This is a genomic window from Streptomyces inhibens, assembly GCF_003389455.1.
GTDB classification, from domain to species: domain Bacteria; phylum Actinomycetota; class Actinomycetes; order Streptomycetales; family Streptomycetaceae; genus Streptomyces; species Streptomyces inhibens.
The window spans coordinates 20260-34481 of record NZ_QUAC01000053.1 but is presented as its reverse complement, the minus strand read 5'-3'; the positions used below and the strand labels follow the sequence as shown (position 1 = coordinate 34481).

The window sequence follows — 14222 nt, the reverse complement described above, 5'->3', positions numbered from 1 at the left end:
AGATTTTCCGGCGTAGATCGGGCGGCCGGGGCGCCCCCGGCAAGCACGCACCTCTTACGTACGGGAGCCGTCGCGGTGAAGGCACTGGTCAAGCAGAAGGCGGAGCCGGGACTCTGGCTCATGGACGTGCCGGAACCGGCCATGGGCCCGGGCGACGTACTGATCAAGGTGCTGCGCACCGGCATCTGCGGCACGGATCTGCACATCCGGGCCTGGGACGGCTGGGCCCAGCAGTCGCTGGCCACTCCGCTGACCATCGGCCATGAATTCGTCGGCGAGGTGGTGGACACCGGCCGCGATGTGGCCGACATCAAGCCCGGCGACCTGGTCAGCGGCGAGGGCCACCTCGTCTGCGGGAAGTGCCGCAACTGTCTCGCGGGCCGCCGTCATCTGTGCCGGTCCACGGTCGGCCTCGGCGTCGGCCGGGACGGCGCCTTCGCCGAGTACGTGGCGCTGCCGGCGGCCAATGTGTGGGTGCACCGCGTCCCCGTCGACCTCGACATCGCCGCCGTCTTCGATCCGTTCGGCAACGCCGTGCACACCGCGCTGTCGTTCCCGCTGGTCGGCGAGGATGTGCTGATCACGGGCGCCGGACCGATCGGGATCATGGCCGCCGCCGTCGCCCGGCACGCGGGCGCCCGCAATGTCGTGATCACCGACGTCAGCGAGCCGCGCCTCGACCTGGCCCGCAAGGTCGGTGTGAGCCTCGCCCTCAACGTCGCCGAGACGACCATCGCCGACGGCCAGCGTGAGCTGGGCCTGCGTGAGGGCTTCGACATCGGACTGGAGATGTCCGGCCGGCCCGAGGCGATGCGCGACATGATCGCCAACATGACGCACGGCGGCCGGATCGCCGTGCTCGGCCTGCCGTCGCAGGAGTTCCCCGTCGACTGGTCCCGGATCGTCACCTCCATGATCACGATCAAGGGCATCTACGGCCGGGAGATGTTCGAGACCTGGTACGCGATGTCCGTGCTGCTCGAAGGCGGTTTGGACCTCGCGCCGGTGATCACCGGCCGCTACTCGCACCAGGACTTCGACGCCGCCTTCGACGACGCCGCCAGCGGCCGCAGCGGCAAGATCATCCTCGACTGGACCAGCTGACCCGCCGCCCGTCCCGCCCCACCCCGATTCCTGGAGAAAACCCTGATGTTCGACTCCGTACGCGACGACCTCCGCGGCACCCTCGACGAGATCCGCGCCGCCGGCCTGCACAAGCCCGAGCGCGTCATCGGCACCCCGCAGTCCGCCACCGTCGCGGTCACAACGGGCGGCAACCCCGGCGAGGTCCTCAACTTCTGCGCCAACAACTACCTCGGTCTCGCCGACCACCCCGAGGTCGTCGCGGCCGCCCACGCGGCGCTCGACCGCTGGGGCTACGGCCTCGCCTCGGTCCGCTTCATCTGCGGCACCCAGGAGGTCCACAAGGAGCTGGAGCAGCGGATCTCCGGCTTCCTGGGCCAGGAGGACACCATCCTCTACTCCTCCTGCTTCGACGCCAACGGCGGTGTCTTCGAGACGCTGCTCGGCCCGGACGACGCGGTCATCTCCGACGCCCTCAACCACGCCTCCATCATCGACGGCATCCGGCTCTCCAAGGCCCGCCGCTTCCGCTACGCCAACCGCGACATGGCGGATCTGGAGCGGCAGTTGAAGGAGGCGGGGAGCGCGGGCCGCAAGCTCGTCGTCACCGACGGCGTCTTCTCCATGGACGGCTATGTGGCACCGCTGCGCGAGATCTGCGACCTGGCCGACCGCTACGGCGCCATGGTGATGGTCGACGACTCGCACGCGGTCGGCTTCGTCGGCCCCGGCGGCCGCGGCACCCCCGAACTGCACGAGGTGATGGACCGCGTCGACATCATCACCGGCACCCTCGGCAAGGCCCTCGGCGGCGCCTCCGGCGGCTATGTCGCGGCCCGCGCCGAGATCGTCGCGCTGCTGCGCCAGCGCTCGCGCCCCTACCTCTTCTCCAACTCGCTCGCCCCGGTGATCGCGGCCGCCTCGCTCAAGGTGCTCGATCTGCTGGAGTCGGCCGGTGAGCTGCGCGAACGGCTGCACGCCAACACCGCGCTGTTCCGCTCGCGGATGACCGAGGAGGGCTTCGACATCCTCCCCGGCGACCACGCCATCGCCCCCGTCATGATCGGCGACGCGGCCGAGGCGGCCAAGATGGCGGAGCTGCTCCTGGAGCGCGGCGTCTACGTCATCGGCTTCTCCTACCCCGTCGTCCCGCAGGGCCAGGCGCGGATCCGGGTCCAGCTGTCCGCCGCGCACTCCACCGAGGACGTCAACCGCGCGGTCGACGCGTTCATCGATGCGAGGTCCGCGCTGGGGGAGTGACGCGACCCGGGCGTCACTGCTGCGAAACTGGAAGCATGATCGAAGCACGACGGCTGCACATCCTCCGTGCGGTGGCCGACCACCGCACGGTCACCGCCGCGGCCGCCGCGCTCTATCTCACGCCCTCGGCGGTCTCCCAGCAGCTGGCCGCCCTGGAACAGGAGACCGGCCACCGCCTCGTGGAGCGCAGCGCCCGCGGCGTACGGCTGACCGCCGCGGGCGACATCCTGCTCACCCACGCCAACGCCGTCCTGGCACAGCTGGAGCGCGCCGAGTCCGAGCTCGCCGCCTACGGCTCGGGCGAGGCGGGCACGGTGACCGTCGCGGCCTTCGCCACCGGCATCGGCCTGGTCGTCGCGCCCGCCCTCACCGCGCTCGCCCGCTCCGCGCCCGGCATCCGGGTCCGTGTCCAGGACGCCGAGGGCGACGCCAGCCTGCGGATGGTCCTCGACCGGCAGGTCGATGTCGCGGTGGCCGTCGAGTACCGGGGCGCACCGGGCGCGGACGACCCACGGCTGACCCGCGTCCCGCTCTACGCCGAGCCGTTCGACGCCGTACTCCCGCCCGGCCACCGCCTCGCCGACGCGGCCCAGGTGGCCGTGGCCGACCTCGCGGGCGACCCCTGGATCGGCCCCTACCCCGGCAACCCCTGCCATGACGTGGTCGTCCTGGCCTGCGAATACGCCGGCTTCCAGCCCCGCCTGGAACACTCCTCCGACGACTTCCGCGCCGTCGTCGCCCTTGCCTCCGCAGCGGCGGGCGTGGCCCTCGTCCCCCGCTCGGCCCTGCGCGACATGGACCTCACGGGGGTGGTGGTCCGCCCCGTCGACGATGTGGCCCCCACCCGCAAGGTCTTCGCCGCGGTACGCCGAGGAGCCGAGGAGCACCCGCTCCTCCGCCCGGTCCTGGCCGCCCTCCAGGAGGCGGCGGCACCTCAGGGGTGAGGGGCAGGAACGCCGCTCGTCCGGATCGTGTCCGAGGTGCCGACCGGAGCCGGTCATGGCAGGCTCGTCACGGCGGCGGTGGCGAGGAGGCGAGGCGATGTCGGTCGGCCCCACCGGCCCGGTCGGCGGCGCGCCGGCCACCGTGCCCGAGGATCCGTACGCGATGGTGCGCACCGGCGGGTATCTGAAGCTTCTGCTGGTGGCGACGGCGATCGGGGTCCCGGTCTGTGCCGTCTCGTTCGGCTTTCTCACGCTGGTCCATGGACTCGAACCGCTGATCAACCAGGACCTGCCGCGGGCGCTCGGCTTCGCCGGGACGCCGATGTGGTGGCCGCTGCCGATGCTCGCAGTGGCCGGTCTCCTGGTCGGGCTGACCATCCGTTACCTCCCCGGCAACGGTGGCCATGAGCCGGCCGACGGGCTGTCGGTCGGCGGCGCGCCCGCCCTCTCGGCGCTCCCCGGAATCGTGCTCGCGGCCCTGGCCTCCCTGGCCTTCGGCGCGGTGCTCGGCCCCGAGGCGCCGCTCATCGCCCTCGGCGGTGGACTGGCCGTGGGCGCCGTACGGCTGATGAACCTGAACATGCCGGGCCGGGCCGTCGCCGCGGTGGGCGCCGCCGGCAGTTTCGCGGCGGTCAGCGCGCTGCTCGGCTCCCCGCTCCTGGGCGCGTTCTTGCTGATGGAGGTCTCGGGGCTGAGCGGGCCCCTGCTCGGGATGATGCTGGTGCCCGGTCTGCTGGCATCCGGCATCGGTGCGCTGATCTTCACCGGGCTGGGGAACTGGACCGGCCTCGGTACGTACTCGCTCGCACTGCACGACATCCCCCGGGCCACGGAGCCGACGCTCGCGGAGTTCGGCTGGGCGCTGGTCATCGGGGTGGCCGCCGCGTTCGTCGCGACCGGTGTACGGCGGCTCTCGCTGTTCCTCAAGGGGCGGGTGGTCCGTCACCGGGTACCGGCGACGGTGGTGATGGGCCTGGTGGTGGGGGCGCTGGCGGTCGGGTTCGCCGGGGCGACCGGCAAGCCCGCGAGCGAAATGCTCTATTCGGGCCAGTCGGCGCTGGGTTCGCTCTTCCGTGACAGCGCCGGCTATTCGGTGGCGGCGCTGCTGCTCCTCGTCCTCTGCAAGAGCCTGGCGTACTGCGCTTCGCTGAGCGCCTTCCGGGGCGGCCCCATCTTCCCGGCGCTGTTCATCGGCGCTGCGGGCGGTGTGGCGCTCTCGCATCTGCCCGGTCTCTCGCTCACCCCGGGCTTCGCGATGGGCGTCGGGGCGATGTGTGTCGCGATGCTCAGGCTCCCGATGACGTCGGTGCTGATGGCCACGTTGCTGATGGGCTACAACGGTCTCACCGTCATGCCGCTGGTGATCGTCGCCGTGGTCGTCTCCTACGTCGTGGCGCTGCGGCTCACCCCGGCCACCCCCAAGGCCCCGCCGGACGCCGGGTGACCGGCCCGCTCAGCGGCGCGGCGTCCGGCCCGTACGGGTCCAGGTGGCCAACTGGCGCTCCGTCCAGGTGTTGATGACCCGGTCCGCCGGCACACCGCACTCCTCGGCGCGGGCACAGCCGTAGATCTGCCAGTCGAGTTGGCCCGGCGCATGCGCATCGCTGTCGATCGAGAAGAGGGTCCCCGTCTCCAGCGCCCGGCGCAGCAGCCGGCGTGGCGGATCGAAGCGGTCCGGACGGCAGTTGATCTCCACCGCGGTGTGGTGTTCGGCGCAGGCCGCGAACACCTCCCCGGCGTCGAACTGCGACTCCGGGCGGAGCTTGCCGGTGATCTGCCGCCCGGTGCAGTGCCCGAGCACATCGACGAGCGGATTGCGGACCGCGGCCAGCAGCCGCCGGGTCATCGGTGCCTTCTCCATCCGCAGTTTGGAGTGCACCGAGGCCACCACCACATCGAGCTGCTCCAACAGCTCCGGCTCCTGGTCGAGCGCGCCGTCGTCGAGGATGTCGCACTCGATCCCGGTCAGCAGCCGGAACGGCGCCAGCCGCTCGTTCACCTCGGCCACCAGCGACAGTTGCTGCCGCAGCCGTTCGGCGGTCAGTCCGCGGGCGACGGTGAGTCTGGGGGAGTGGTCGGTCAGCACACACCACTCGTGCCCCAGGTCGCGGGCGGTCCTGGCCATCGTCCCGACCGGGCTGCCGCCGTCCGACCAGTCCGAGTGCAGATGGCAGTCGCCGCGCAGCGCCCGCCGCAGCCGCGCTCCCCGCTCCCCTTCGACCAGCGGCCCGCCCGCCTCGTCCTCCAGATGCGCCAGATACTCGGGCCGCACCCCCGCGAGCGCCTCCTCGACCACTCGGGTGGTCTTGGGCCCCAGCCCTTTGATCCGCCCCAGCGAACCGTCGTGGACGCGCGTTTGCAGCTCGTCGCGGGAGAGTGCGCCGATCGCCGCCGCGGCCGTACGGAAGGCCTGTACGCGGTAGGTCACCGCCCCCTGTCGCTCCAGCAGAAAGGCGATCCGCTCCAGCGCCTCGACGGGGTCCACGTACGGCTCCTTCCCGGTCCGCCGGTCCCGCGGCCTCCTTTCACCGTGCCCCAGCCGATGAGCGGCTGCCACCGGGGCGGTAAATCGGCCATTTCTGGCGGGTCCGAAGCCCGCGTTGTTATGCGGTTATGTCCGTTCTGCCGCCGGTCGATCCGTTTCCAGGGGAATGGCGTACGGATAGTGCCGATGATTCCGTTGAATACCCTCAACGCCTGCAATGCCGCCCATGAAGTCCGGGCGAATCGGTCATGGTTAATGCCGGTGCAACATTCGGCGGGCTCCGTCGGGAGCGTGTGCCGGAGTTCGCCGGCCGCCCCGTGCCAACGGACCGCAAAAATTGGCGGTCTTCAAAGAATCTGCACACTGAATGCGCAGTCGGCACACGGCCTTCCGTGTCGCTTACCCGCGCTGACCTGCGACTAAGCGGTTTGATGCGGGAATGTCCCGTTCGCCTGCGGTGCGTACGACGGCTCCCCGGAAAGGAAACGGGGGAAGATGTGAAGAAGCTGTTACTCATTCATGGACACGCGTGCACGTCAGGTAATTTGGCGGACCGATGACGTCCTGATCGGCGCCGGTCCGATTAGCAGCACAACGCGCCTGCATGCTTTGATCCTTCACACTGCGGGAGTCACACCAACGGTTCCCGATTTCGGGCACCCGACTCCCGCTGCCGCGGCCGGACCACCCCACCGGACGGTTCGGGCGCAGCTTTTTTTCGAGATATTCATCCGAAGGGAAACATCATGAACTCCACCCCCCAGGTTCAGACCCAGGAAATCTCCGACAGCGACCTGGACAACGTGTCCGGTGGCCTCGTCGGCAACGTGCTCGGCACCGTGACCGGCACCGTTGACTCCGTCGCCCCGGTCTCCGGTGTCGTGGGCACCGCCACCGGCCTGGTCGCCCAGACCACCGGTGTCAACACCTCGGGCGTCACGGGCCTGGTCGCCGGTCTCTGAGCCCCCTCTGTGCCGCCACGCGGCACAGCCGGCTTTGAACGGTGACAACGGCAGGTCGGCGCCCCCTCCTTGCCGACATGCCGGGCCGAGTGCCCCGGACCCACCCGGTCCCCCCGGGCTCCGGGGCACTCGGCCGCCACCCGTCTGAAACAGACCATTGCCGTTGAGGGAAGAGTGTCGTGCAGTTTCGCCAACAGGCCCTTTCCAAGCTGCAGTCGCCCGAGGAAATAGATCTGCCGGTGCGATTCGCCCGGCCCCAGGGCTGGCTCGTGCTGACCGTCACGGTCCTCGTCGTGATCGCCGCATCCGTGTGGGCGGTGACCGGCACCGTGTCGTCCACCCTCAGCGCCCCCGGAATCCTCACCCACGGCCAGGGCAGCTACATCCTGCAGAGCCCCGTCGCGGGCCAGGTCACCGCCGTACTCGCCGAAGAAGGCACACAGGTGGCCGCCAACACCCCCCTCCTGAAGGTCCGTACGGCACAGGGCACCACCGTCGTCCGCACCCTCGCCGCCGGCCGGCTGACCACGATGGTCGCCACGATCGGCTCCGTCGTCACGACCGGAGCGGATGTCGCGTCCGTGGAACGCGTCGCGCACGCCGGCGATCCGCTGACGGCGACGCTGTACGTACCTGCCGAGAGCGGCGCCTCGGTCCCCGTGGGCGCGTCCGTCGACCTCACCGTCCAGTCCGTGCCGGCCCAGCAGTACGGCGTACTGCGCGGCAAGGTCAAGGCCGTCGGCCGGACCGCCCAGACCCGCCAGCGGATCGGCGCCTTCCTGGGCAGCAGCCAGCTCGGCGAGCAGTTCTCGCAGCACGGCCAGCCCGTGGCGGTCCTGGTACAGCTCGACCGCGACCCGCACAGCAGGTCCGGCTACTCCTGGTCGACCTCCGACGGCCCGCCGTACGCCGTCGACTCCATGACCCTGGCCGGCGGCGCCGTCCACCTGGCCGCGCAGCACCCGATCGATTGGCTGCTGCCGTGACCGCACCCCATGACTCCGCCGCACCGCAGCAGCAGCAACTGCCGCCACCCGTCCGCGGCCGGCACCGCCCCGAGCCCGCGCCCGGCGCCCGCCGCCGCACCCGCCGTGACGCTCCCCCGGCCCAAAAGCCCAAGAAGGCGAAGGCCGTCCGCACCCCCACCGTCCTCCAGATGGAGGCCGTGGAATGCGGCGCCGCGTCCCTGGCCATGGTGCTCGCCCACTACGGCAAGCATGTGCCGCTCGAAGAGCTGCGGATCGCCTGCGGCGTCTCCCGCGACGGATCGCGCGCCAGCAATCTGCTCAAGGCCGCCCGCAGCTACGGCCTGCAGGCCAAGGGCATGCAGATGGAACCGGCCGCGCTCGCCGAGGTGCAGGCCCCGGCCATCCTGTTCTGGGAGTTCAACCACTACGTCGTCTACGACGGCATGGGCCGCCGCTTCGGCCGCCGCGGTGTACACATCAACGACCCCGACAAGGGCCGCCGCTTCGTCTCGATGGAGGACTTCGACACCAGCTTCACCGGTGTCGCCCTGGTCCTGGAGCCCGCCGCATCCTTCCGCAAGGGCGGCCGCAAGCCCGGCGTCCTGAGCGCCGTGCCGGCCCGGATGCGCGGCACGAAGGGCACCCTGCTGGCCGCGCTGCTCGCCAGTCTGCTGCTGGTCGCGGTCGGCGCGGCGGTGCCCGCGCTGAGCCGTACGTACATCGACATGTTCCTGATCGGGAACCAGACCTCGCTGCTGGGACCGCTCTTCGCGTCGATGGCCGCGATGGTGGCGCTGACCGCCGTACTGACCGGACTGCAACAGGCGAACCTGCTGCGCGGCCGGATCATCTCCTCCACCCTCACCAGCGCCCGGTTCCTGCGCCATCTCCTCAGACTCCCGGTCACCTTCTTCGCCCAACGCAGCCCGGCCGACCTGGTCCAGCGGCTGCAGTCCAACGACGCGGTCGCCGAAACCCTGGCACGCGACCTCGCCGCGGCGGGTGTCGACGGGATCGTCGTCATCCTCTACGCCCTCCTGCTGTGGACCTACGACCCCCAACTGACGGTCATCGGCGTAGGGATCGCCCTGCTCAACGTGGTCGCGATGCGGATCGTGATCCGGCTGCGCGCCACCCACACCCAGAAGCTGCGCGCCGACACCGCCCGGCTGACCAACACCTCCTACACCGGGCTGCAGCTCATCGAGACGATGAAGGCCACCGGCGGGGAGAACGGCTACTTCCGCCGCTGGGCCGGCCAGCACGCCACCACGCTGGAGGAACAACAGCGGCTCGGCGTGCCCAGTGCCGCGCTGGCCGTCGTCGCCCCCACCCTCGCCACGCTCAACAGCGCGCTGATCCTGTGGATCGGCGGACTCCGGGCGGTCGAAGGCCATATCTCCATCGGTCTGCTCGTCGCCTTCCAGGCGCTGGTGACCCGCTTCACCGCACCCATCACCCGGCTCAACGGAGTGGCGGGCAGAATCCAGGACTTCGCCGCCGACGTGGCCCGCCTCAAGGACGTCGAAAGCTTCCCCGTCGACACCCTCTACTCACGCCCGGAGCCGGACGCCAGCACCCGCAGGCTCAAGGGCCATGTGACGCTGGAAGACATCACCTTCGGCTACAGCCCCCTGGACAAACCTCTGCTGACCGGCTTCTCCCTGGCCGTAGGCCCCGGCCGGCAGGTCGCCCTCGTCGGCGGCTCCGGCAGCGGCAAGTCCACCGTCTCCCGGCTGATCTCCGGCCTCTACAGCCCCTGGGAAGGCACCATCCGCATCGACGGACAGCGCCTGGAGGACCTCTCCCGCAGCGCGCTGGCCGCCTCCGTCTCCTTCGTCGACCAGGACATCTTCCTGTTCGAGGGCACGGTCCGCGACAACGTGGCGCTGTGGGACCCGTCGATAACGGACGACGCGGTCATCGCCGCTCTCCAGGACGCCGCGCTCTACGACGATGTGATCGCCCGTCGCCCCGACGGCATCCACAGCCGCGTCGAACAGGACGGCCGCAACTTCTCCGGCGGACAGCGCCAGCGGCTGGAGATCGCCCGCGCACTGGTCCGGCGCCCCAGCATCCTGGTCCTCGACGAGGTCACCAGCGCACTGGACGCCCAGACCGAACAGACCATCATGGACAACCTGCGGCGGCGCGGCTGCGCCTGCGTCGTCATCGCCCACCGGCTGAGCACCGTCCGCGACAGCGACGAGATCGTGGTCCTCGACCACGGTGTGGTCGTCGAACGCGGCCGGCACGAGGATCTCGTCGCCGCCGGGGGCCCGTACGCCGAGCTGGTCAAGGAGCACTGACGTGTCATCCGTATCCCCGTCCCCGGTCGTGGGACCGGGCGAGACCGACGCGGTGACGCAGGCGCTGGGCGGCCTGGGCTCGCCCGTCGACTGCGCCGGGCTGCGCAGCGTCCCCCTGGAAGGGCCGCATGTGCTGTGGCTCGTCACGGGCGGGACGCTGGATCTCTTCGCGGTCGACGCCGTCCACGAGGGGCACTGGCACTTCCTCGGCCGGCTCGAAGCGGGCACCCTGCTGCTCGGCCCGGTCGAGGGCCCGCAGCACACCCTGCTCGGCCGGCCCTCGCAGGACTGCCGGCTGCGCCGGATCCCGCTGCGTGAGCTGCCCCGGTACGACTACGGCGATCAGTGGGACACCGGGGCCTATGCGCAGTACGGCGCGCAAGCCGGCTACGACCACGAATCCGGCCACCCGGGACAGGGCGGGATGGCGCCCTCCCCGCTGGAGCACGCCGTTGCGCTGGGCACCGCACGCAGCCTGGGCGTCCTGTTCGAGGCACCGCTGGACGGCCGGCCCGGCGACGACGCGGTGGCCGACGACGACGTCCTGTGGATGCCGGTCCCGCCCGGCAGTGTGCAGTACGGCGCCTCCTACAGCGCGGAGGCGGCCGGCGATCTGCTGATGGACCCCGCGCTCTGGCAGCGGATGGTCAACCAGCAGTACCGGCTGCTGTCCGCCGTCGACCGCTGGATCGAGCAGCTGGAGCGCGCTCACGAGGACCGCACGGCGGCCGGCATCAAGGCGGGCGAGACCGTTCGCGAGCGCGCCGACCAGGCGCTGCTGGCCTCCATCGGCCGTCAGGACCGGTCCGGGCGGGCGTCCGCGGGGACGGACCGGTCCGGCGACGACACCACCTTCGCGGTCTGCCGCGCGGTCGCCGAGGCGGCCGGCATCACGCTGACCGAGCCCCCCAAGGGCGGCGCCGTCAACGACCGCATCACTCCGGTCGAGCGGATAGCGGTCAGCTCGCGGATCCGCACCCGCGCGGTCCGGCTCGTCGGGCGCTGGTGGCGGACCAACACGGGCCCCCTGGTGGGCCATCGCGCCAAGTCCGGCGCCCCGGTGGCGCTGCTGTGGCGCCGGGGCCGCTACGAGGCGGTCAACCCGGCCTCGGGGCTGCGGATCCGCATCGACAAGGACAACGCCGACGCCTTCGAGCCGCGCGCGGTGATGTTCTACCGCCCGCTGCCCGAGCGGCCCATGAGCATGTGGCGGCTGATGCGCTTCAGCCTGCGCGGCACCCGTATGGACGTACGCAATCTGGCCCTCAGCGGGCTGGTGACGGTCGGCCTCGGCGCCCTCGTCCCGATCGCGACCGGCAAGGTGCTCGGGGTCTACGTACCGAGCGCCGAGCGGAGCCTGATCGTCCAGGTCTCCCTGGCCGTCATCATCACCAGCGTCGTCTCCGCCGCCTTCATGCTGCTGCAGAACCTCACCGTGCTGCGGATGGAGGGCCGGATCGAGAGCGCCCTGCAACCGGCCGTATGGGACCGGCTGCTGCGACTGCCGACGAAGTTCTTCACCGAACGCTCCACCGGAGAGCTGGCCAGCGCCGCGATGGGCATCAGCGCCATCCGCCGGGTGCTCTCCGGCATCGGCCCGGTGGCCGTGCAGTCCACCACGATCGGCGCGATGAACCTTGCGCTGCTGCTCTGCTACAGCGTGCCGCTGGCGCTGGCGGCGGTCGGCATGCTGGTCGTCATCGGGGCGGTCTTCCTCGTCATGGGCCTGTGGGAGCTGCGCTGGCAGCGACGGCTGGTCACACTCGGCAACAAGCTCAACAACCAGGCCTTCCAGACCCTGCGCGGTCTGCCCAAGCTGCGGGTCGCGGCGGCGGAGAGCTTTGCGTACGCGGCCTGGGCCCGCGAGTTCGCCCGCTCCCGCGAGTTGCAGCAGAAGGCCGGCCGGATCAAGAATCTGACCACCGTGCTCAACGCGGTCTATCTGCCGGTCTGCTCGCTCACCATGTTCATGCTGCTGGCCGGACCGGCCCGCGGCAGCATGTCGGCCGGCTCGTTCCTCACCTTCAACACCGCGGTGACCATGCTGCTGACCTCGGTCACCCAGATCACCGGCGCCTTCGTCTCGGCCGCCGCCGCACTGCCGATGTTCGAGCAGATCAAGCCGGTGCTGGACGAGACGCCGGAGGTGCGTGGCGCCAGCGCCCAGCCCGGCGCGCTGTCCGGCGGCCTGGAAGCCAGAAAGCTCTCCTTCCGCTACTCCGACGACGGACCCCTGGTCCTGGACGATGTCTCGCTGCAGATCCGGCCGGGCGAGTTCGTGGCCGTCGTCGGCCCCAGCGGCTGTGGCAAGTCGACCCTGCTGCGGCTGCTCATCGGCTTCGACAAGCCGTCCTCGGGCAGCGTGCTCTACGACGGGCAGGACCTCGCCGCGCTGGACCAGGCCGCGGTGCGCCGCCAGTGCGGGGTCGTGCTGCAGAACGCACAGCCGCTGACCGGGTCGATCCTGGACTGCATCTGCGGCGCCGAGGCGTTCAGCCAGGAAGAGGCCTGGGCGGCCGCCGAGATGGCGGGCCTGGCCGAGGACATCAAGCGGATGCCGATGGGGCTGCACACCATGATCTCCGGTGGTGGCGCGATCTCCGGCGGCCAGCGGCAGCGACTGATGATCGCTCAGGCGCTGGTCCGCCGCCCGCGGATCCTGTTCTTCGACGAGGCCACCAGCGCCCTGGACAACGAGACCCAGCGCATCGTCATCGACAGCACCCGCAAGCTGAGCGCCAGCCGTCTGGTGATCGCCCACCGGCTGTCCACGGTCATGGACGCCGACCGCGTGATCGTCATGGAGGACGGCCGGATCGTCGAACAGGGCGCCCCGGCGCAGCTGCTCGCCGACACCGGCGGCCGGCTGCACGATCTGGTGCGGCGTCAGCTGTCCTGAACCGGCCCCGGTTATGGCGGCCGGTCCGGCCCGTTCCCGGGCTTCGGCGGCCGGCCCGCGGCGCGCCCCGTCGCGGCCGGCCGGTCGCGCCTCATTCCCGGCATCCCCGTAAAACACCGCATATCGTGCAGGCAGCGGACGGAGGATGAGATGGCCACGACCAGAAGCCTGTTCGACGCGATGCCCGAGGACCGGCGCCGCCGGCTGACCGATATCGCCCACGAGGTGTCGCTGCCCCGCGCCACCCGCGTCTTCGAGGAGGGCCGGCGGGCGGACCGGTTCTGGATCATCCGCAGCGGACAGGTCGCGCTCGACCAGCGCGTCCCCGGGCGCCGCGCGGCCATCGTCGAGACGCTCGGCCGCGACGAACTGCTCGGCTGGTCCTGGCTGTTCCCGCCCTACCTGTGGCACCTGGGAGCGGAGACCGTCGGCCCCGTGGACGCGGTGGAGTTCGACGCGGCGGTGGTCCGCGACCTGTGCGAGTCCGACCCCGTCCTGGGCCGGGCGATGTACCTCTACGTCGCCAAAACGGTGGCCGACCGGCTGCACGGCACCCGGACCCGACTACTGGACCTGTACGGCCCCCAGGGCAGCGGCCTCGACCCGTGAGCGGCGCCCGACCCCTCGCCTTGTGACGGATGACCGCCGGCTCTGTACCCGATCACCATGAACCCGCGCCCCTAAGGGCTGTCCCGTAATCCCTGGCGGGCGCACGACGACAGGTACGGCACTCCCCCAGCTAACGCTGGGAGGTGCCCCCACGCCGCGTTGTCGGAGCGTCCGGATACGCCCAGTATCCGGACGTCCCTCCGCCTTGCGATGCAGCTCGGCATCCAAGGTACGAAGGCAAGAGCCGAGACGGAGCGAGCGCAGCGAGTGCAGTGCATCTGACGCCGTGCGCTGATCCACCAGGGATTACGGGACAGCCCTTAGCGGCACCACAATCGCGTCCATGAGCGACACGGACACCGTCGGCACGGGCAAGAGCCGCAGCCCGTGCCGCGCGGTGGCTGCGATCTCCACATCCTTGACCTCGGCGGGGCGTTCGGCGTAGCCGCGCAGCTGCTCGAAGGCGCCGCGGGTCATCAGCCGGGCGAGCTCGTTCACCCGGGGCGTACCGCGCGCCGCGAGCGACCGTGCCGCCTCGGACAGCTCCGGGCCACCGTGCCCGACGGCTACCGCGCGGCCTTCCTGGGCATCGCCGCGCTCACGGGTCTCGCCGGGGCGTTGGCCGTCTGCTTTATCCGGCCGGAAAAGGACGCCGCCGCCTTGGAACCGTGCCCGGGGACCGGCCGACTATCTGTGCCGGGCC

The 14222-nt window shown here is 71.1% G+C and carries 11 protein-coding genes; 9 read left to right on the top strand and 2 right to left on the bottom strand.

The window, feature by feature from the left end; genetic code table 11:
- Positions 1-75 precede the first annotated feature (75 nt).
- From tdh to DY245_RS07695, 4 genes are all read left to right on the top strand, one after another.
- On the top strand, positions 76-1104 hold the full coding sequence (tdh, locus tag DY245_RS07710) for an L-threonine 3-dehydrogenase (protein WP_128504888.1): 1029 nt from the start codon (positions 76-78) through the stop codon (positions 1102-1104).
- Positions 1105-1149: 45 nt separating this feature from the next.
- Positions 1150-2343 (top strand): glycine C-acetyltransferase, encoded by a 1194-nt coding sequence (locus DY245_RS07705; protein WP_181923567.1) that lies wholly within the window; start codon positions 1150-1152, stop codon positions 2341-2343.
- Between the two features lie 35 nt (positions 2344-2378).
- Positions 2379-3287 carry a LysR family transcriptional regulator gene (locus DY245_RS07700; protein WP_128504884.1) on the top strand — a complete coding sequence of 303 codons (909 nt, stop codon included), beginning with the start codon at positions 2379-2381 and terminating at the stop codon, positions 3285-3287.
- 97 nt (positions 3288-3384) lie between these two features.
- Positions 3385-4731: a chloride channel protein gene (locus DY245_RS07695; RefSeq protein ID WP_128504882.1), complete on the top strand. Its 1347-nt coding sequence runs from the start codon at positions 3385-3387 to the stop codon at positions 4729-4731.
- A gap of 9 nt (positions 4732-4740) precedes the next feature.
- Here the strand turns inward: DY245_RS07695 and DY245_RS07690 are convergent, their stop codons facing one another.
- Positions 4741-5772 carry a PHP domain-containing protein gene (locus DY245_RS07690; protein ID WP_128504879.1) on the bottom strand — a complete coding sequence of 344 codons (1032 nt, stop codon included), beginning with the start codon at positions 5770-5772 and terminating at the stop codon, positions 4741-4743.
- 746 nt (positions 5773-6518) lie between these two features.
- Between DY245_RS07690 and DY245_RS07685 the strand changes: the two genes are divergently transcribed.
- The 5 genes from DY245_RS07685 (at position 6519) to DY245_RS07665 (ending at position 13519) form a co-directional block, all read left to right on the top strand.
- A complete protein-coding gene (locus DY245_RS07685) occupies positions 6519-6734 on the top strand; it encodes a type A2 lantipeptide (protein WP_128504877.1) in 216 nt (71 codons plus the stop codon).
- A gap of 179 nt (positions 6735-6913) precedes the next feature.
- A complete protein-coding gene (locus tag DY245_RS07680; protein WP_128504875.1) occupies positions 6914-7720 on the top strand; it encodes an HlyD family efflux transporter periplasmic adaptor subunit in 807 nt (268 codons plus the stop codon).
- Positions 7717-10011 carry an NHLP family bacteriocin export ABC transporter peptidase/permease/ATPase subunit gene (locus tag DY245_RS07675; protein WP_128504873.1) on the top strand — a complete coding sequence of 765 codons (2295 nt, stop codon included), beginning with the start codon at positions 7717-7719 and terminating at the stop codon, positions 10009-10011. Before DY245_RS07680 ends, DY245_RS07675 begins: the two co-directional genes overlap by 4 nt.
- Before the next feature lies 1 nt (position 10012).
- Positions 10013-12910 (top strand): NHLP bacteriocin export ABC transporter permease/ATPase subunit, encoded by a 2898-nt coding sequence (locus DY245_RS07670; RefSeq protein ID WP_128504871.1) that lies wholly within the window; start codon positions 10013-10015, stop codon positions 12908-12910.
- 150 nt (positions 12911-13060) lie between these two features.
- Positions 13061-13519 carry a cyclic nucleotide-binding domain-containing protein gene (locus DY245_RS07665; protein ID WP_128504869.1) on the top strand — a complete coding sequence of 153 codons (459 nt, stop codon included), beginning with the start codon at positions 13061-13063 and terminating at the stop codon, positions 13517-13519.
- Positions 13520-13825: 306 nt separating this feature from the next.
- On the opposite strand, the gene DY245_RS45970 is transcribed toward DY245_RS07665, so the two are convergent.
- On the bottom strand, positions 13826-14017 hold the full coding sequence (locus tag DY245_RS45970) for a hypothetical protein (protein WP_244942897.1): 192 nt from the start codon (positions 14015-14017) through the stop codon (positions 13826-13828).
- Between the last annotated feature and the right edge of the window lie 205 nt (positions 14018-14222).

What these genes read in the sequence shown, in the direction of transcription:
- DY245_RS07665 (WP_128504869.1), top strand. Translation starts at nt 13,061, where the DNA reads ATGGCCACGACCAGAAGCCTGTTCGACGCGATGCCCGAGGACCGGCGC.
- DY245_RS07700 (WP_128504884.1), top strand. Translation starts at nt 2,379, where the DNA reads ATGATCGAAGCACGACGGCTGCACATCCTCCGTGCGGTGGCCGACCAC.
- DY245_RS07685 (WP_128504877.1), top strand. Translation starts at nt 6,519, where the DNA reads ATGAACTCCACCCCCCAGGTTCAGACCCAGGAAATCTCCGACAGCGAC.
- DY245_RS07695 (WP_128504882.1), top strand. Translation starts at nt 3,385, where the DNA reads ATGTCGGTCGGCCCCACCGGCCCGGTCGGCGGCGCGCCGGCCACCGTG.
- DY245_RS07705 (WP_181923567.1), top strand. Translation starts at nt 1,150, where the DNA reads ATGTTCGACTCCGTACGCGACGACCTCCGCGGCACCCTCGACGAGATC.